Source organism: Streptomyces herbicida (assembly GCF_032656585.1).
Classification (GTDB): Bacteria; Actinomycetota; Actinomycetes; order Streptomycetales; family Streptomycetaceae; genus Streptomyces; species Streptomyces herbicida.
Map to the genome: position 1 here is coordinate 1 of NZ_JAUYWJ010000021.1, position 19,153 is coordinate 19,153.

Here is a 19,153-nt window from a genome sequence, read left to right on the forward strand (position 1 = left end):
ATGAGCTTGGTCGGGTTGGAGTCGAGGTCGACCATGTTGCCGGCCTCCTTGGCGGCCGACGTACCCGTGTTCATCGCCACGCCGACGTCCGCCTGCGCGAGCGCCGGGGCGTCGTTCGTACCGTCACCGGTCATCGCGACGAGCTTGCCGCCGGCCTGCTCCCGCTTGATGAGGGCCATCTTGTCCTCGGGAGTGGCCTCCGCGAGGAAGTCGTCGACGCCCGCCTCCGCGGCGATCGCCTTGGCCGTCAGCGGGTTGTCACCCGTGATCATGACGGTCTTGATGCCCATGCGGCGCAGCTCGTCGAACCGCTCCCGCATGCCCTCCTTGACAACGTCCTTGAGGTGGATGACACCCAGCACGCGGGCGCCCTGCTCGTCCTCAGTCGCGACCAGCAGCGGGGTGCCGCCTGCCTCGGAGATGCGGTCGGTCAGCGCCTGAGCATCTTCGGCGACTTCGCCGCCCTGCTCCTTGACCCAGGCGATGACCGAACCGGCCGCGCCCTTGCGGATCTTCCTGCCGTCCACGTCCACACCCGACATACGGGTCTGGGCGGTGAAGGCGATCCACTCGGCGTGCGCCAGCTCGCCCTGGTGGCGCTCGCGCAGACCGTACTTCTCCTTCGCCAGGACGACGACGGAACGGCCCTCGGGCGTCTCGTCGGCCAGCGACGACAGCTGGGCGGCGTCGGCGACCTCTGGCTCCGTGGTGCCGCGCACCGGCACGAACTCGGACGCCTGCCGGTTGCCCAGCGTGATGGTGCCGGTCTTGTCGAGCAGCAGCGTGGAGACGTCACCGGCGGCCTCGACCGCGCGGCCCGACATGGCCAGCACGTTGCGCTGGACCAGACGGTCCATGCCCGCGATACCGATCGCGGAGAGCAGCGCGCCGATCGTGGTCGGGATCAGACAGACCAGCAGGGCCACCAGCACGACCATCGTCAGGTGCGTGCCCGCGTAGTCGGCGAACGGCGGCAAGGTGGCCACCGCGAGCAGGAAGACGATCGTCAGCGACGCCAGCAGGATGTTCAGCGCGATCTCGTTCGGCGTCTTCTGCCGGGCCGCGCCCTCGACGAGGCTGATCATCCGGTCGATGAAGGTCTCGCCCGGCTTCGTCGTGATCCTGATGACGATCCGGTCGGACAGGACCTTCGTGCCACCGGTGACCGCCGAGCGGTCGCCGCCGGACTCCCGGATGACCGGGGCCGACTCACCCGTGATCGCCGACTCGTCGACCGAGGCGACACCCTCGATGACGTCACCGTCACCGGGGATGATGTCGCCCGCCTCGCAGACGACCAGGTCACCGATCTTCAGCTCGGTGCCCGGCACCTGCTCCTCGGAGCCGTCCCCCCGCATCCGACGCGCGACGGTGTCCGTCTTGGCCTTGCGCAGGGTGTCGGCCTGTGCCTTGCCGCGGCCCTCGGCGACGGCCTCCGCCAGGTTGGCGAAGACGACGGTCAGCCACAGCCAGGCGCTGATCGCCCAGCCGAACCAGTCGCCCGGGTCCTTGAAGGAGAAGACCGTGGTCAGCACCGACCCGATCCACACCACGAACATCACGGGCGACTTGATCATCACCCGCGGGTCGAGCTTGCGGACGGCGTCCGGCAGCGACTTGATCAGCTGCATGGGGTCGAACAGGCCCGCGCCGACACGTCCCTCGGCCGGCTTGTGCCCGGTGGGTACGTCGCTGTGCGGCGCCCGGGTCGGGGTGGCTGCGGACATCGAGTCCTCTTGCTTTTCTATGCGAGTGGTCATGACGCCAGCCCCTCGGCCAGCGGACCCAGCGCTAGGGCCGGGAAGTAGGTCAGACCGGTGATGATCAGGATCGCGCCCACCAGCAGACCGGTGAACAGCGGCTTCTCCGTGCGCAGGGTGCCCGCGGTGACCGGGACCGGCTTCTGCTCGGCGAGCGATCCGGCGAGCGCCAGGACGAACACCATCGGCAGGAAGCGGCCGAGCAGCATGGCAAGTCCGGTCATGGTGTTGTACCAGTCGGTATTTGCGTTCAGGCCGGCGAAGGCCGAGCCGTTGTTGTTCGAAGCCGACGTGAAGGCGTACAGGACCTCGGAGAATCCGTGCGCGCCCGAGTTGAGCATCGAGTGCGGCGGAGTCGGCAGCGCCATGGAAGCGGCCGTGAAGATGAGCACCAGCGCCGGGGTGATCAGGATGTAGCAGGCCGCCAGCTTGATCTCACGGGAACCGATCTTCTTGCCCAGGTACTCCGGCGTACGGCCGACCATCAGACCGGCGATGAACACCGCGATGATCGCCATGATCAGCATGCCGTAGAGGCCGGAGCCGGTACCACCGGGCGCGATCTCCCCCAGCATCATGCCGAGCATGGCGACGCCGCCGCCGAGGCCGGTGAACGAGGAGTGGAAGGAGTCCACCGCACCGGTCGACGTGAGCGTGGTCGACACCGCGAAGATCGACGACGAGCCGACCCCGAAACGGACCTCCTTGCCCTCCATCGCCCCGCCGGCCGCCTGAAGCGCCGGGCCGTGGTGGGCGAACTCCGTCGCCATCATCAGGGCGACGAAGCCGACCCAGATGACACCCATGGTGGCGAGGATCGCGTAGCCCTGCTTCACCGAGCCGACCATCACACCGAAGGTGCGGGTCAGCGAAAACGGGATCACCAGGAGCAGGAAGATCTCGAAGAGGTTCGCGAACGGGGTGGGGTTCTCGAACGGGTGCGCACTGTTGGCGTTGAAGTAGCCGCCGCCGTTGGTGCCCAGCTCCTTGATGGCCTCCTGCGAGGCGACCGCACCGCCGTTCCACTGCTGCGAGCCGCCCATGAACTGACCGACCTCATGGATGCCGGAGAAGTTCTGGATCGCACCGCACGCCACCAGCACGACGGCGGCGATCACGGCACCCGGCACCAGGATGCGGACGGTGCCGCGCACCAGATCGGACCAGAAGTTGCCCAGCTCACCGGTGCGCGAGCGCGCGAAACCGCGCACCAGCGCCACGGCGACGGCGATGCCGACGGCCGCGGAGACGAAGTTCTGGACGGTCAGACCGACGGTCTGCACGACGTGACCCATGGTCTGCTCGCCGTAGTACGACTGCCAGTTGGTGTTTGTCACGAAGGAGACGGCCGTGTTGAACGACTGCGCCGGGTTGACCGACGAGTAGCCCATCGAGCCGGGCAGGGCACCCTGGATCCGCTGCAGCAGGTAGAGGAAGAGGACGCTGACGGCCGAGAAGGCGAGGACGCCGCGCAGATAGGCGGGCCAGGTCATCTCGGTGTCGGGGTTGGCACCAATGGCCTTGTAGATCCACTTCTCCACCCGCAGGTGCTTCTTCGAGGAGTAGACCTTGGCCATGTAGTTGCCAAGGGGGACGTAGGCGAGCGCCAGCGCGCCTACGAGGGCGAGCAGCTGGAGGAAGCCTGCGAGTTCTGGACTCATGTCTGCGCTCAGAACCTCTCCGGGAAGATCAGGGCGAGGACGAGATAGCCCAGCAGGGCGACGGCCACGACCAGGCCGACGATGTTCTCGGCGGTCACAGCTTCGTCACCCCCTTGGCGACAAGGGCCACCAGCGCGAAACCCGCGAGCACGGTGACGACGAAGGCCAGATCGGCCATCGCGAACTCCTGGGATGAGGTTCGGTTGAAACGGACGATTAGAGGAAAGCGCCTCCCTGGCCGGATTCGGTCGTCCGTTGACGGTCCTCTTACGGTGGCTCGCACAGCTTTGACGGGGCTCTTACGCCCCCTGACCCGTACCGGTGAGTAGGCCGCCGTGGCGCCGCCGTGACCGTCAGTGACCCGGTTCACAGCAGCCGGAAGCGCAGCCGGCAGATCACCGCGTCGGTCTCCCGACGCACGGCGTGGGCGACGACGGCGCCCCGCTGGTTCTGCAGCAGCCGCTGCCACAGCCGCTCCGGCTCCGTCTCCGGGATCAGGACGGTGACCCGCGTGGCCGGCTCGGAGGCGGACACCTCACGGACGTATGCGGCGATGGGGCGGCCCAGGCTGCGCCGCTCGCACGACAGCCGGACCAGCGGCACCCCGGGGTCCCACTCGGCCCAGGCGCGCTCCAGGGCGTGCAACTGTGGCCGCTCCTCGGGATCGGGGTGGCAGACGGTCACCGCGCGGACCTCGTCGCCCAGCGAGCCGGCGGCGCTCAGGGCCTCGGAGGTGAGCCGGGACAGGCTGGAGACGGGCACGATCACGACCGAGCGCTCGCGGTGCGGGGCCTCGGGTATGCGGCCCAGGCCCAGACGCTCGCCGATGCGGGCGTAGGCGCGGTGCACGGCGACGAAGGCCGCGACCAGCAGCGGCAGCGCGACGACGATCAGCCAGGCGCCCTCGGCGAACTTGCTCGCCGTGACGACGACGGCCGAGACACCGCTCAGCAGGGCACCGAAGCCGTTGAGCAGCGCCTTGCCGCGCCGGCCGGGCGTACGTTCCAGGCGCCAGTGCCGGACCATGCCGACCTGGGCGATGGTGAAGCCGACGAAGACGCCGATGGCGAAGAGCGGCACCAGGGTGTTGGTGTCGCCGCCGGAGAAGACGAGCAGCGCGGCCGAGACCGCGGCGAGGGCGAGTACACCGTGCCGGTGGACCTGGCGGTCGGCCTTGAGGGCGAAGACATGCGGCAGGTAGTTGTCCCGGGCGAGCAGCTTCAGCAGGACCGGAAGGCCGCCGAAGGAGGTGTTCGCCGACAGGGCCAGCAGGATCATCGTGGCGAACTGGATCACGTAGAAGGCCCAGTTGTGGCCGAGCGAGGCGTCCGCGAGCTGGGCGAGGACGGTGACGCCCTCGACCGGCTGGAGATGGAAGCGGGAGATCAGTACCGACAGGCCGATCAGCATCGCGCCGAGGACGGCGCCGAGGGCGATTTCGGCCCGCTGGGCGCGCCGGGCGCGCGGGACGCGGAAGGAGGGGACGGCGTTGGCCTCGACGCCGGTCAGGGCGGAGCACCCGGAAGCGAACGCCTTCAGCAGGAGCAGGGCGCCGACGGTGGTCGCGTTGTCCGCCAGGACCGAGGCGTGGCCGGCCGCCGTGGCGGTGCTCACCGGCGCGGACCGGAAGAGTCCGACGATGATCAGCACGAAGATGGAGCCGACGAAGACGACGGTCGGCACGATGAAAGCCTTGGCCGACTCGACTATGCCGCGCAGATTGACCGCCGTGATCAGTACGAGGACGGCCAGGCACAGCCACAGCCGGTCGCCGTACATTGCCGGGAAGGCGGAGGTCAGGGCGGCCACGCCGGCCGTTACGGCGACGGCGACGTTCAGGACGTAGTCCAGCACCAGGGACGCGGCCGCCACCAGGCTGGTGCGCGCACCCAGGTGCGTCTTGGCAACCGCGTAGGAGCCGCCGCCGTCCGGGAAGGCCGCGATCACCTGCCGGTAGGAGGCGACCAGCACCGCCAGGAGGGCGGCGATGGCCAGAGTGACGGGGAGCGTGAAGCCCAGGCCGTGGGAGCCCGCGGCCGCAAGCACGAGCACGATCGCCTCGGGGCCGTACGCCACCGAGGCCATCGCGTCCAGCGACAGCGCGGCAAGGCCGGTGAGGGCGGTCAGACGGTGCCGCTCGCCGGTATCGGGCGGCTCCTCGCCGGCGGGGACGGCGCCCGGCTCGAGGGTTAGGAGGGACATGGGTGAGTGCTCCTTCTTCCTTCGGCCGCGCACGAGGGCTGAACGGTGCGCGGGTGCACTCAGGTTCCGTCCATTTCCGACCGCAACTGGCCATTCCTTGCGGCACCTTCGCGCCCACCCGCCTGACCTTGACGAGACCTTGACGGCCATGTGTGCCAGGCGACAGCAACGGTCTCCGCCGCGCGCGGCGACTCCGCAAGGGCAGCGTCAAGGACAGCTCGTCGTCCATCAGCGTCGCGCCAAAATGCACTGTTCGGGCCCTCCCTGTCTCTACCGTCACCGGTATGGGACGCCGCGACAACGGGCGCAGGCCGACGGCAGGCGCTGGCGCAGACACAACTGGGGACGCGGTGCACGACCACCGCTGGGCACAGGGCGTGAAGGACTCCGTCCGCTGCGCCGGCGCACTGTTCGCTCTGTTGCTGCTCATCGACTGCGGCTCGGGGCGGTTCACGCTCCTGCGCGGCGCCCTCTGGCTCGCGCTCGCTCTGCTGCTGTTCCTCGTGCTGTGCCCCGCGCGGGTCTCGGCCGGCGAGAACTGGCTGGCGTCGCACCGGCTGCTGCGCGAGCGCCGGATCCGTACGGACCTGCTGGTGTCCGTCCGCTGCCTGGACGGCGTCTCCCAACGGCTCCTGCTGCTGGACGCGTTCGGCGCGCATGTCGAGATCGATCCCGATGTGCTGGTGCACAACCCATAGTTGTGGCACCGCCTGGAGAAGAGCGCCCGGCGGTCGGCGGCCGACGGTCTGCTGCTGTGCGGGCAGACCGCGCTGCGCCGCCTCTCGGCCCGCATGGACCGCGAGACCGCGTTGGCCGTGTTCAAGGTGTCCGGGCTGGAGTAGCTCCTCCCCGTCGATTCCTCGGTCCCTCTGGGCCGGGAGATGCGGCTGCTCGCCCGTCATCGGGATGTTCAGCCCGCGCCGGGTCGTCGCCAGCACCACCCGGTCGCCGGCCCGCAGTACTCGGCCCTGCGGTGGACGCCACCGCGGAAGACCTTGCCCTCGACTTCCACGCCACAAGTCGTACCTACGGGATTGAGGGTGCGGGCGAACAGGACGGCGGTCATGTTGACCTGGTCGTCGCGGTAAGTCAGGGCCAGCGGGCCGGCTCGCTCGACACCGGCCGCCCGCAGGGTCCACTCGTCCGGGCGCGCGGAGACGAGTAGCTGGACAGGTGAGCGCGGGTCGTCGTGCAGCGCGATGATCCCGGCGCCGTACTCATGGTCCCGGGATTGGCAGCACCTCGGTGACGACCTCTCCGCACACCGCGTCCAGTTCGAGGGCGAGCCGGTGCGCGAGTCCGTCGTCGCCGCAGATCACCATGTGCTGGGACCGCGGGCCAAGTACCGTTTTTAGGTGCAAAGTTGACGTCACATCGGAAAGGAACGGCGGGGTGCGCGGTGCCGTTCCACCGGGCGGCCGATCTGGCATCAGGATCGCGTAGCGGGATGCGCCGGGCCGGGTGTCACCATCTGCTCACCGGTCCTGACGTGTCCAGCGCGGCACCCGTCTGGTCGGCCAGTGTCACGGCAACCAGGCGGGCCTGGAGCGGGGGTACGGGGCCTGGGCCGGGGGCGAGCATGAAGCGGCCCAGGTAGTGGCCGTTGCCGTACGCCCGAAGTTCGATGTCGCCCTCGGGCCAGCCGCAGGTGTCCACATCCCAGGTGCGGCGACCCACCGTCATGCTGCCGTCCTTCTCCAGGCGCGGGTACCGCCCCATCAGGGTGCCGTACTCGAAGCGGCAGGCGCTCAGGCCAAGCAGCTCGACCAGCTCGTGGCGCACGTGGTCGACCACGGTGTCGGCGGAGTTGGCGGACTGGGCGAGGGCGGCCGTGCGGTGGATCCGGGCCAGGTGCGCCGCGTCGGTCACGGCGACGACCTCCAGGCGGCGGGCGCGGGCGGCGAGTTGGGAGACGATCAGGCCCACGCCGAGCAGCAGAACAGCGGTTTCGACATCTGCGGATGCGGTGATGTCGAAGGTCTGGTACGGCCGGGTCAGGAAGAAATCGAACCAGGCCGCCGCCGACAGTGCCGCCACGACGCCCGCCGTACGGCTGCCCAGCGCGGCCACCGCGACGACCACCACCACGAGAATCAGCGCGGCATTCGTGTGCGACAGGTCGGTGCGGAATGGCACGAGAGCGAGTGCCACCAGGAACGGGGCCGCCACGCCGGCCGCCAGGGCTAGCCGGTCGCGCAGCGGCCAGGCGTGGAGAGTGGTGTTGGCCCCGCGTGTGCGGTGCAGTCTCCAGGTGCCGGTCTCAGTGCTCATCACGCACCTCCTACGCTCTGCTCGGTTGATTCGGTACCCACGGCCTGCTCTGCCAGCTCGGCGAGGGGCAGTGACACGACCATGGTCAGGCCGCCGCCGGGAGTGTCCTCGGGAGTGAGAGTGCCGTTCATCGCCTCGGTCAGGCCGCGTGCGAGGGCGAGCCCGAGGCCGAGTCCGGTGGTGTTGTCGGTGTCCCCGAGCCGCTGGAACGGCTCGAAGAGGCGATCCCGGCCCGTCGGCGGGAGGCCGGGGCCGCGGTCCACGACCCGCAGTTCCACCCTCCCGCCCAAGGCGCTTGCGCTGACCAGTACCTTCTGCCCGGGAGGGGTGTGGCGGGCGGCGTTGACGGCGAGGTTGGCGATCACTCGCTCCAGTAGTGGCGGGTCGGTCAGCACCGCCGGGGTCTCCTCCACGTCCGCCACCTCGACGCCGGGTACGTCCGCCAGCGCCATGGGCAGCACCTCCTCCAGCGAGGTGGGACGCAGGTTCAGGGTGAGGGCACCCGCTTCCAGGCGGCTGAGGTCGAGGAGGTTCTCCACCAGGCGGTTGAGCTTGGCCATGGACTCGTCGGCGGTGGCGAGGAGTTCGTCGCGGTCGGCGGCGGAGAATTCGACGTCGCGGCTGCGCAGCGAGGTGACGGCGGCCCAGCCCGCGGCGAGCGGGGTGCGCAGGTCGTGTCCGACGGCCCGCAGCAGCGCCGTACGCATCCGGTCGGCGGCCTTGACGGGCTCGACCTCGGCCGCCGCCTCGGCCAGACGGGCTCGCTCGACCGCGGAGCCAACGTGTGCGGCGAACGCGGCCAGCACACGGCGCTCAGAAGAGGACAGGGGGCGGCCGCGCAACACCAGGTACTCCCCCGGACCAGCTGGCACGGCGGTGACACCCTCGGCGTCCGGCGGCTCGTCGACCAGCTCCGCCGACTCCATGCCGAAGGTCTCCCGTGTGCGCTCCAGCAGAGCGGGGATGGTCGCGCCGCCGCGCACGATGGTGCCTGCCAGGGACGACATGGTCTCGGCCTCGGCGGTGGCGCGGGCCGAGCGCCGGGACAGCCGTAGGGAGCGGTCCACGACTGCGGCGACGGTGGCCGCGACAACGGCGAACACGCCCAGGGCCAGCAGGGCGTTGGGATCGTTCAGAGTGAAGGAACCGGTGGGTGGGATGAACCAGTAGTTCAGCAGCAGCGATGCCGTCACCGAGGCGATCACTGCCGACGCGACCCCGCCTATGCAGGCCACGCCGACCACGGCGAGCAGAAACAGCAGAGCCTCGCTCGTCAGGTTCACTGCCCCGCGCACCTGGGCGAGGACGGCGGTGAGCAGAACGGGCAGCACCAGGCCGGCCACCGGGCCGGCGATCAGCCGGGCCGTCGAGAGGGTGCGGCGCCGGGAAGGGAGCAGGGTGCCGCGTCCGGCCCGTTCGTGGGTGACCCGGTGGACGTCGATGTCGCCAGACAACTCGGTCACGGTCTCCCCGGTGCCCGGCCCGCTCAGGAACCGCGCCAGCCGACCGCGTCTGCTGGTGCCGAGGACGAGCTGGGTGGCGTTCTCGGCGCGGGCGAACTCCACCAGGGCGGTGGCCACGTCGTCGCCGACGACCGAGTGGTAGCTGCCGCCGAGGTCCTCGACGAGCCTGCGCTGCCTGGCGAGGGAGGCGGCCGAGACACCGCCGGCCAGGCCGTCGCTGCGGGCCACGTGCACGGCGAGGAGATCGCCGCCGGCCGATCGGGCGGCAATCCGAGCGGCCCGCCGGACCAGTGTGTCGCCCTCCGGGCCGCCGGTCAGCGCGACGACCACCCGCTCACGGGTCTCCCACACCCCGCCGATGCCGTGCTGCGAGCGGTACTCCTGGAGCGCCTCGTCGACCCGGTCCGCCACCCACAGCAGTGCCAGCTGACGCAGGGCGGTCAGATTGCCGGGCCGGAAGTAGTTGGCGAGGGCCGCGTCGATCTTCTCGGGGGCGTAGATGTTGCCGTGCGCCATGCGGCGGCGCAGGCCTTCGGGCGGCATGTCCACCAGCTCGACCTGGTGGGCACGGCGGACGACGTCGTCGGGTACCGTCTCGTGCTGCGGCACCCTGGTGATCTTCTCGACCACGTCGTTGAGGGATTCCAGGTGCTGGATGTTCAACGCCGTGATCACGTCGATGCCGGCGGCGAGGAGTTCCTCGATGTCCTGCCACCGCTTGGGGTTCCGGCCGTCGCCGGGGACGTTGCTGTGGGCGAACTCGTCCACGATCGCCACCTGTGGGCGGCGGGCCAGCACCGCCGTCACGTCCATCTCCTCGAAGGCCCCGTCGCGGTAGGTGCAGCGGGCACGGGGGACGACCTCCAGGCCGTCGATCATCGCCTGCGTGTGCGGGCGCCCGTGGCACTCCGCGAACCCCACCACCACATCCGCCCCGCGGGCGGCACGGCGCCGCCCCTCGTCGAGCATCCGGTAGGTCTTGCCGACCCCTGGGGCCGCCCCGAGGTAGACCTTCAGTCGTCCGGGTCGTACGTCACTCATCGCCGCCGACGCGCTCCGCTCACTGGATCAACACCCCTGGGTCGAGAAGGGACTCCTCCTAAGGAAGCCCCTCCGTAAGCCGGTACGGGCGAGCGTTAGCGATTTCTTGGCGCCGGTGCCGGGGACCTTGACACTGCCTTGACGTGAGCTGGGCCGATAGGGTGAAAGCGGTGTGCCGGGAAGTCTGGTCGGCAGGGGAGCCAAGGCGGCTCTCCTTGTAGCTCCAGGGGGACGGCATGCGCAGCGTCGGTACGGTACTCGGATTGGTCATTCTGGCCACCGTGGTGGCGACCTTCGCGCGCCGCTGGCGCATACCCGCACCCTCCCTGCTGGTCGTCGCCGGTCTCGCCGTGGCCCTTCTGCCGGGCACCCCGCAGATCGAGATCAGCCCGCAGATCATCGGGCTGGTGGTGCTGCCGCCGCTGCTGTACGCGAGCGCGGAGGAGATGCCCTGGCGGGAGCTGCGGGCGGTGTGGAAACCGGTCGGGATCCTCGCCATAGGCCTGGTCCTCGCCTCCGCTGCGGCCGTCGGCGCGGTGGCGGCCACGGTCACACCCCTGTCCTGGCAGATGGCGTTCGTGCTGGGCGCGGTGCTGGCCAGTACCGACCCGGTGGCGGTGACCGCACTCGGCCGCAGGCTCGCCCTGCCACCGAAGGTGCAGGTGCTCGTCCAGGCGGAGAGCCTGTTCAACGACGCAACCTCCCTGGTGCTGGTCCGGGTCGCGGCAGGCATCGCCATCGCGTCGGCGGCGGCCAACTGGGGTGCGGCGGGCAGCCAGTTTCTCCTGCTCGCCGGGGGCGGCACAGTGATCGGTGCCGCCGTGGCCGGGGTCGTGGCCCTGATCCGGCGCCGTACCGAGGAGCCGGTCCTCGAGACGGTGATCGCCCTGGTCACCCCCTATGCCGCGTACCTGCTGGCAGAGGCCGCGCACACCTCCGGGGTGACGTCGTGCGTGGTGGCCGGCGTCGTCCTGGGCGGGCGCGGGGATCGGCTCACCAACGCCCGCATCCGCCTCCAGCTGCACGCCGTGTACGGCACGGTGGTGTTCCTGCTGGAGAGCGTGGTCTTCTCGCTCATAGGGCTGGCGCTTCCCGCGGAGGTGCGGGCCCTGGCCGACGGCGACCGTGCCTGGCCGCTGTACGCCCTCGCCATCGCCGCCACGCTCATCGCGGTACGCCTGCTGTGGCTCGCGCCGCTGTCGGCAGTCGTACAGCGCAAGGGCGGGATCGGCCGGATGAACTGGCGGCTGCCGGTGGTGCTGACCTGGGCGGGCACCCGCGGGGTGATGCCGCTGGCCGCCGCGCTGTCCATCCCCGAGGTCACCAAGACCGGCACGGCGCTGGCGGACCGCCCCCTGGTCCTGGTCCTGACCACCTCGGTCGTGGTGGTCACCCTCGTCGTCCAGGGCTTCACCCTCTCCCCAGTCGTCCGCGCCTCCGGCATCGCCCTGGAGCCCGCCCACACCGAACGCGAGGAAGCCGAGGCCCGCAGCCACCTCGCTCACGCCGGGCTTGCCCGCCTGGAGGAGCTGGCCGAGCTGGAGACCGCACCGGACATCGTCCTCGACCGGCTCCGGCGCGGCCTGAGCGCGCGCCTCGACGACGCCCGCGACCGCCTCACCGAAAGCAACGGCACCGCCGCCGCCACCGAATCCGCCGACCTCGTCTATCGCCAGCTGCGCCGCGACCTGATCGCAGTGGAAACGGCGGAACTGCAGCGCCTGTACGACACACACCGCATCAGCGACACCACCCGGCGACGGCTCCAGCGGTCCCTGGACCTGGAAGAGGCTCGCCTTGCGGACGCCTGACAGGACCGTGGCCGTGCACGTTCACTGGATCTGGCTGCTCCCGACGGCTGTACTCGTACTCGGGCCGCTCGGCCGCCGGTGATCGCTCAGCGGAACTCCGCCAGCCTCGGCCGCAGTCCCAGCGCGGTGACAAGCATCGCCGCGAGCAGCAGTCCCCCTGCCCAGGGCAGCAGGCCGCTCACCGCCGAACGGCCGCCCTGCACCGAGGACGTGAAGTGGGCGCGGTTGATGTCCGTCAGCTTGTCCAGGGCGGCCATCCACGCGCCGAAGTGGGCGTTGGAGGTGCCCGGCTTCCAGTCCATGCAGAACTCCACCGCCTCCCGCTCCTTCCCAGCCGCCAGCAGCGCCCGGATCCTGCGGTCGTCGCGCTGGTAGACGGCGTACGTGTCCACCGTCTTCTCGGCCGCGGCGCGTTCCCCTGGGAAGGTGATGTTGTCCAGCTCACGCCGGAATTCCCCGGAGAAGCGCAGGAGGTGGTGGTCGCCCTCGTAGTGGCGCCAGGTGGAGGCGAGCATCGAGTCGTACGTGGACAGGGTCGCGCCGTCGAGGCCGTACAGCTTCTGCGACTTGGCGAGGAACGAGCGTGCGTACTGGTCGCGGCGCTGCTGGTCGAGGAGGAAGCGGCTCTCGTCGGCGTTGGCGTCGTAGGCGATGGCGCGGGCGCGCGAGAGAGCGACGACGGAGTCGAAGGCGTCGCGGCGGGCGCCGCGCAGATGCGCGGAGGTGGCGCTCAGCATCTGCGCGCCCAGGATCACCGCGAGCAGGGTGCAGACGGTGGCGCACAGCAGGCCGGGGTTGAGGATCCGGTGGAAGCGACGGGTCAGGTACCACTGGAGGATGCCCAGCAGGGCGAGCAGCAGCACGCCGAGGGCGATGACGGCGGCGAGCTGGGCGGACAGGACGGTGTCGGCCGAGCGGTATTCATGCTCGAAGTTGTCGTCGTTGGCCGAGACCAGCTGCCGTGCGGCGGGCAGTAGCTTGGCCTGCAGGAGGTCCGTCGCCCTGCGATAGTCGACCAGGGCGGACGCCTGGCCACCGCTGCGACCGTCGTTCTCCAGGGCTCGTCCGATCAGCTCCTGATACTCGGCGAAGTCGTCGGTCAGGTGCTCGACGGTCTTCTCATCACCCCGGTCCCCCTGCGCCGCGACGGCGAGGGTGCGCAGGTCGTGTCCGATCTCGCGGCGGGCGTCGCCGTAGAAGCCGACTGCTTTGTTGTACGGGGTCTGCAGGCGGCCCTTCCCCGCGTCTCCGCTGGACAGCAGGATGTTGGCCGCCTGGGCATCCATGTCGTTCAGGGCGAGGTTGAGGTCGGCGGCGCTGGTGGTGCGGGGCGCGTCACGGTCGGCCACGCCGTCCCAGGTGCCGTTCGCGGCCAGCCCGGCAACGACCAGCAGCACCGCAACCGCGGCGGCGAGCAGGAGCGTGGCCGCGCGCAGAAGGCGCAGCCGCGCGGGCACCGTGGCCCAGAAGCGGCGGCGCAGAGCGGCCCGCGCGGCCACGACCTGTCGCCCCAGGCGCTGCCCCGGACCCGGATCGCCCGTCCGTGAACCCCCGCGTCTCCGCGGTCCGGGGCTGCCGCCCGCTGGGTCGACCGGTGTTTGCCGTGGCGGTGTTCCCCCCTCGGTCCTGGGACCCTGCGCTGTCCCGGCCGATAGGGGCATCCCCTGCTCGATCGGAGTCGAGAGCTTGGGGAAAGTCACGGTCCCTCCAACGTCACGCCACGGACGGTCGCCCGTCCCCCGTTGCAGATCAGTCTGCGATCGGATCCAGCCACGGATGACTTGCGTTGACGCGTTCCTGATGGCAATGCAGCGTTGTTTGACGGCGCTTTGACGCGGCTCGCCGCCAGGCCGTATGGGTGCCGCAAATTCCCGTCCCTTCAGGGGGGTTGGAGCCGCGAACCGGGTTAGGTTCGCTGTCGGCCGCCGTTGGGGCCGCGGACGTCAGCGGCCCCTCACGACTGATGGAGTCCCCACTCCGCAGCGGCGCGAAGGCGGTCCGGTGCGTGTCCGATGGACAGGCACCCGCGCACGACGTCTGTCGTCGTCCCATCGCCGACGTCCGTGCGCCCCCGTGCGGTGCCGGGGCCCCGGCACCGCACGGACCCACGGCCACAGTCCCTGTCCGCCACTCAAGGCACGAAGGTGTCCATGCTTCCCGCTGCTCCCGAGCAGGCCCCACCGTCACGCCCCCAGCGCGCAGCCCGGACCGGATCGGAGGGAAGGGCGAGACGCCGCGCTCCGAGCGGACTGTTCGAGCCCGGCCAGCTCTTCCGCTCCTTCCCCGAGGCCCTGCGCAAACTGCACCCGCGCGCCCTGGTCCGTAACCCGGTCCTGTTCGTGGTGTCCGTCGGGGCGGTACTGACCACGCTGTCGGCCCTGTTCCACCCGGCTGTCTTCACCTGGGTCATCAGTCTCTGGCTGTGGCTGACGGTGGTCTTCGCCAACCTCGCCGAGGCGGTCGCCGAGGGGCGCGGCAAGGCACAGGCAGAGTCGCTGCGCAGGGCCCGTACGGACACGGTGGCGCTGCGTGTGCTCGACTGGCGCTACGGCACCGATCCGCGCACCGCCCGCACGGAGGCGGTCGCCGCCACCGCTCTCAAGCCCCTGGACGTCGTACTGGTCGAGGCAGGCGAGATGATCCCAGCGGACGGCGATGTCGTCGACGGGGTCGCCGCAGTCGACGAATCCGCCGTCACCGGCGAATCCGCGCCTGTCATCCGGGAGTCGGGCGGTGACCGCAGTGGCGTCACGGGCGGTACGACGGTCCTGTCCGACCGAATCGTCGTACGGGTCAGCGCACGCCCGGGCAACAGCTTCCTGGACCGGATGATCGCTCTCGTCGAGGGCGCCTCCCGGCAGAAGACCCCGAACGAGATCGCGCTGAACATCCTGCTGGCCTCCCTGACGATCGTCTTCGTCCTGGTCGTGGTCGCCCTTCAGCCGATGGCTGAGTACGCCGACGCCGCCCAGTCGACAACCGTGCTGGTCGCCCTCCTCGTCACGCTCATCCCGACCACGATCGGCGCCTTGTTGTCCGCGATCGGCATCGCGGGCATGGACCGGCTGGTACAGCGCAAGGTGCTCGCCATGTCCGGCCGGGCGGTGGAGGCGGCGGGTGATGTGAACACCCTGCTGCTCGACAAGACCGGCACCATCACCCTGGGCAACCGCGAGGCCGCTGCCTTCATGCCGCTGCCCGGGACCGACGAACGGGCGCTCGCCGATGCCGCCCAGCTTTCCTCGCTGGCCGACGAGACCCCGGAGGGCCGCTCCGTCGTCGTCCTCGCCAAGAACAGGCACGGATTACGGGCCCCCGCCGAGGGCGAACTGGCGAACGCCCGCTGGGTCGCCTTCAGCGCGCAGACCCGGATGAGCGGCGTCGACCTGCGCTGGGACAACGGAGCCGTCTGCGCCATCCGTAAGGGCGCCGCGCAGCAGGTGATCGAGTGGGTGCAGCAGTACGGCGGCCAAGTCCCGCCCGAGGCACGGACGTACGCGGACGCCGTGGCCGCGTCCGGCGGGACACCGCTACTGGTCGCCGTGCACGACTGGGACGGACCGCGGGTGCTCGGCCTGATCCATCTGAAGGACGTCGTCAAGGACGGCATCCGCGAACGCTTCGCCGAACTGCGCCGCATGGGCATCCGCACGGTCATGGTCACCGGCGACAACCCGCTCACCGCCCGCGCCATCGCCGAAGAGGCCGGCGTGGACGACTACTTGGCCGAGGCGACCCCTGAGGACAAGCTCGCGCTGATCCGGCGGGAGCAGGAGGGCGGCAAGCTGGTCGCGATGACCGGTGACGGTACGAATGACGCGCCCGCGCTCGCACAGGCGGACGTCGGCGTGGCGATGAACACCGGCACCTCGGCCGCCAAGGAGGCCGGCAACATGGTCGACCTCGACTCCAACCCGACCAAGCTCATCGAGATCGTCGAGATCGGCAAGCAACTCCTCATCACCCGAGGTGCGTTGACCACGTTCTCCATCACCAACGACGTCGCGAAGTACTTCGCGATCATCCCGGCGATGTTCGCGGGCTCGTACCCGGGCCTGGAGTCCCTGAACGTCATGGGCCTGCACAGCCCGACCTCGGCCATCACCTCCGCGATCATCTTCAACGCGTTGATCATCGTCGCACTGATCCCACTGGCCCTGCGCGGCGTGCGCTACACCCCGTCCTCCGCACACGACCTGCTGCGCCGCAACCTGCTCGTCTACGGCCTCGGCGGCCTCGTGCTGCCCTTCGTGGGCATCAAGCTGATCGACCTGCTGATCTCGGGGGTACCCGGCCTTGGCTGAGCCCCGCCCGTCCGTCTGGCTCGCCCGTCAAGGCAACGTATGCACACGTCAGAGCCCCGTCAGAGAACGGGGTTTCGGCTTGCCCGGGATGTGCAACACGGCTTCCATGGAACCTGTGAACAGCGCCTGGCTTCTCTTCGACCGGCCGCCGAGTCCCGCTCGGCCGTCGTGTCATGTGCCGCGCTGACCGGAAGCGCCCGCGTCCCGCCGACGCCGCTTTCCGTGACCCGAGGGGCGCCGTGATCGGCTCCTGCGCCCCTCGCCCTCCCTTCGCCACCCCACGCCCACCGCCCCTCACCGGGCGGTACCGACGTGCCCGCAACCCCGGATTGGATCATGCCCAACTCCACCCTTTCGTCCCGCACCGTCCTGGTCACCGGCGCCACCTCCGGCATCGGCTACGAGACCGCCCGGCAGCTCGCCGAGCGCGGCGCCACCGTGCTGCTGCACGGCCGTACCGCCGAGGAGACCCGGGCCGCCGCCGACCGCCTCATCGCCACGGCTGGAGTCGGTGCCGGCCAACTGGCTCTCTACTCGGCCGACTTCGCACACCTGGATGAAGTCGAGACCCTCGCCCGCACGGTCGTCGCCGAACACCCGCACCTGGACGTCCTGGTCAACAACGCGGGCGTGGCCGCTCCCGAGCGGCACACCGTCACCGCCGACGGCAACGAGATCGCCTTCCAGGTCAACTTCCTCGCCCATTACCTGCTGACGTGCCTGCTGGAGCCGGCCCTGACCAGCGACCCGGGCGGCCGGGTCGTGAACGTCTCCTCGTCCCTGCACCGCACGGCGTCCATCCAGTGGGCCGACCCCAACCGCGCCCGCCGATACTCGCGCCTGGCCGCCTACGCCCAGTCCCAGCTGGCCCTGACGGTGTTCGCAGCCGACCCCCGCGTCACCGCGGTCTCCGTGCACCCGGGTGCCTGCGACACCGCTCTGCTGCCGCTCTACGCCCATGAGGGCGTCTCGCCCGCCGAGGGCGCGGCGCACGTGGTGCGGCTGTGCGACCCGGCGGTCGAGATTGTCAACGGCGCCTACTACGACCGCGATGAGCGCGTGGAACCTGCTCCAGCCGCGACCGAGGACCGGACGGTCAAGCGCCTCACCAAGCTGGCGGACCTGCTGGTCGGCCGCACTGCTTGAAGGACCTTCCCCAGCAGAGGAGTTGACATACGTGTCGAAGCGCGCCCGCAAGAAGAAGGCTCGCAGCAAGAAGAAGGCCAACCACGGCAACAAGGCCGGCCAGAGCTGACCGACCACGTCGATGCACGCCGTCGATCGCACGGGCGGGCGACGAGGAGCGGGAAAGCGCCCCGTCGCCCGCCCGATCCACCCGTACCCAACCCCCACGAGGCACCGATGATCGAGATCTCACCGCCGGACCCCCGGGCGCTCACGCGCTGGTTCCCCACCGGATTCCCCGGCCCCGCCACGATCGGCGAGCACGTGCTGGCCACGGGCATCGGCCGCTGGTGGGCCGACCGACCCGTCCAGCCGCGCACGGTCGCCGTATCCTGCGCCGGCCACGTCGTGCTGCGCGGCAGCCCGGAGGAGCTCACGCCGGGTCTCCTCGCGCCTCTGGCCGGCAACCGCGTCGAGGCTCCGGCACGGTTCCTGCCCACCCTCGGCGCCGCCTTCGACCGACTCACCCCGTGGGAGCGCATGATCTGGACGCTCCAGGCCACGCCTCAGCCCGCCACCGTCCCGCACGCGGTGACCGTACGGCACCTGGAACCCGCGGACGCCGACGCCGTGCATGCCCTCGGCCCGGACGCGTCCTGGCTCTCGGCCAGCTGGGGCGGACCGCGCCGCCTCGCCGCCTCCGGACACGCCTGGGCCGCGGTGGGCCGCACCGGTCGCATCCTCGCAGTGGCCTGCACCTACTTCCGCGGCACCGGCTACGAGGACGTGGCGGTCTACACCGACCCCGACCGCAGACGCCACCACCTCGCCCTCGCCTGCGTCACCTCCCTTTGCGCGGACATCGCCTCCCGTGGCCACACGCCCAGCTGGAACTGTTCGATCCACAACCGCGCCAGCCGCCTCTTGGCCTGGAACGCCGGTTTCCGCCTGGTCCGCGAATACGTCCACTACGCGGCGGGGAGCCCCGTGTCACACGGTCGGCTCAGCGCCTAGCGACCGCCCCGAAAGAGAGAGAAGCCAGTGCCCAGGAAGCCCCCGCTCCTCACCCTTCCGATCCTCGGAGGGAGCCACGAGCTCACGATCACCCGGCTGAAGCGCGGGGAGAACTCCTTCACCCTCCACTACTGGATCACCCCACCGTTGCCGGAGTCGGGTAGCGAGTCCCTCGTACTCCCGGTCCTGGAGGCTCTGGACGACCTCGGCAACGAGTACGACGACCGCGGCGGCGCCTACGGCACCCATCCGGACGGCACCTACACCGACGGCAGCCTCACCATGCAGCCGTCCCTGCATCGGGACGCGAGCAGCCTACGGATCCACATCACCTGGCTGAGGGGCGGCAGGGAAACGTCGTACGACATGACGCTGGATGTCCGGTTCTGACGGCGCGCATCACGCGACGCGCTCGACCTTAACGCGGCCTTGACGCGTTCAGCGGACATATCCGTGGGTCTGTGCGTCACCCCTTGCTTACGCTGGTGCCGCCGTCCGTGT

The 19,153-nt window shown here is 70.4% G+C and carries 14 protein-coding genes and 1 pseudogene; 7 read left to right on the top strand and 8 right to left on the bottom strand.

Annotation, left to right across the window (positions count from 1 at the left end):
- From kdpB (Q8A52_RS35240) to Q8A52_RS35255, 4 genes are all read right to left on the bottom strand, one after another.
- Nucleotides 1–1,760 (bottom strand): potassium-transporting ATPase subunit KdpB (gene kdpB, locus Q8A52_RS35240; RefSeq protein ID WP_316758949.1); only part of this gene is annotated, 1,760 nt, incomplete at its 3' end.
- The gene (kdpA, locus tag Q8A52_RS35245; protein WP_316758950.1) at nt 1,757–3,421 is read right to left on the bottom strand and encodes a potassium-transporting ATPase subunit KdpA; all 1,665 of its coding nucleotides are present in this window, start codon (nt 3,419–3,421) and stop codon (nt 1,757–1,759) included. The genes kdpB (Q8A52_RS35240) and kdpA, both read right to left, overlap by 4 nt.
- Nucleotides 3,422–3,429: 8 nt before the next feature.
- Entirely contained in the window at nt 3,430–3,519 is a 90-nt protein-coding gene (kdpF, locus tag Q8A52_RS35250) for a K(+)-transporting ATPase subunit F (RefSeq protein WP_016434100.1), read from the bottom strand.
- 268 nt (nt 3,520–3,787) lie between these two features.
- Nucleotides 3,788–5,623, bottom strand: a complete 1,836-nt coding sequence (locus Q8A52_RS35255; protein ID WP_316758951.1) for an APC family permease — start codon at nt 5,621–5,623, stop codon at nt 3,788–3,790.
- Between the two features lie 284 nt (nt 5,624–5,907).
- Between Q8A52_RS35255 and Q8A52_RS35260 the strand changes: the two genes are divergently transcribed.
- Nucleotides 5,908–6,321 carry a hypothetical protein gene (locus Q8A52_RS35260; RefSeq protein ID WP_316758952.1) on the top strand — a complete coding sequence of 138 codons (414 nt, stop codon included), beginning with the start codon at nt 5,908–5,910 and terminating at the stop codon, nt 6,319–6,321.
- Nucleotides 6,322–6,465 carry a hypothetical protein gene (locus tag Q8A52_RS35265; RefSeq protein WP_316758953.1) on the top strand — a complete coding sequence of 48 codons (144 nt, stop codon included), beginning with the start codon at nt 6,322–6,324 and terminating at the stop codon, nt 6,463–6,465.
- A 188-nt stretch (nt 6,466–6,653) separates the two neighbouring features.
- On the opposite strand, the pseudogene Q8A52_RS49230 reads toward Q8A52_RS35265, so the two are convergent.
- From Q8A52_RS49230 to Q8A52_RS35280, 3 genes and pseudogenes are all read right to left on the bottom strand, one after another.
- Nucleotides 6,654–6,945 (bottom strand): annotated as a pseudogene (locus tag Q8A52_RS49230) (NAD-binding protein); the annotation flags it as partial.
- A 142-nt stretch (nt 6,946–7,087) separates the two neighbouring features.
- A complete protein-coding gene (locus Q8A52_RS35275) occupies nt 7,088–7,894 on the bottom strand; it encodes a DUF4118 domain-containing protein (RefSeq protein WP_316758955.1) in 807 nt (268 codons plus the stop codon).
- Complete coding sequence (locus Q8A52_RS35280) at nt 7,894–10,398, bottom strand: sensor histidine kinase (RefSeq protein WP_316758956.1); 2,505 nt, start codon at nt 10,396–10,398, stop codon at nt 7,894–7,896. Before Q8A52_RS35280 ends, Q8A52_RS35275 begins: the two co-directional genes overlap by 1 nt.
- Before the next feature lie 236 nt (nt 10,399–10,634).
- Here Q8A52_RS35280 and Q8A52_RS35285 point away from each other — a divergent pair, with 236 nt between their 5' ends.
- A complete protein-coding gene (locus tag Q8A52_RS35285; protein WP_316758957.1) occupies nt 10,635–12,209 on the top strand; it encodes a Na+/H+ antiporter in 1,575 nt (524 codons plus the stop codon).
- 86 nt (nt 12,210–12,295) lie between these two features.
- Here Q8A52_RS35285 and Q8A52_RS35290 read toward each other — a convergent pair whose 3' ends face one another.
- The gene (locus tag Q8A52_RS35290; RefSeq protein ID WP_316758959.1) at nt 12,296–13,708 is read right to left on the bottom strand and encodes a hypothetical protein; all 1,413 of its coding nucleotides are present in this window, start codon (nt 13,706–13,708) and stop codon (nt 12,296–12,298) included.
- A gap of 651 nt (nt 13,709–14,359) precedes the next feature.
- Between Q8A52_RS35290 and kdpB (Q8A52_RS35295) the strand changes: the two genes are divergently transcribed.
- From kdpB (Q8A52_RS35295) to Q8A52_RS35310, 4 genes are all read left to right on the top strand, one after another.
- Nucleotides 14,360–16,513, top strand: a complete 2,154-nt coding sequence (gene kdpB / locus Q8A52_RS35295; RefSeq protein WP_316758961.1) for a potassium-transporting ATPase subunit KdpB — start codon at nt 14,360–14,362, stop codon at nt 16,511–16,513.
- 336 nt (nt 16,514–16,849) lie between these two features.
- On the top strand, nt 16,850–17,659 hold the full coding sequence (locus tag Q8A52_RS35300; protein ID WP_316758963.1) for an SDR family NAD(P)-dependent oxidoreductase: 810 nt from the start codon (nt 16,850–16,852) through the stop codon (nt 17,657–17,659).
- A 216-nt stretch (nt 17,660–17,875) separates the two neighbouring features.
- Nucleotides 17,876–18,652, top strand: coding sequence for a GNAT family N-acetyltransferase (locus Q8A52_RS35305; RefSeq protein ID WP_316758966.1), 777 nt, complete (start codon nt 17,876–17,878; stop codon nt 18,650–18,652).
- Nucleotides 18,653–18,679: 27 nt separating this feature from the next.
- Nucleotides 18,680–19,042, top strand: coding sequence for a hypothetical protein (locus Q8A52_RS35310; protein WP_316758969.1), 363 nt, complete (start codon nt 18,680–18,682; stop codon nt 19,040–19,042).
- Nucleotides 19,043–19,153: the final 111 nt, after the last annotated feature.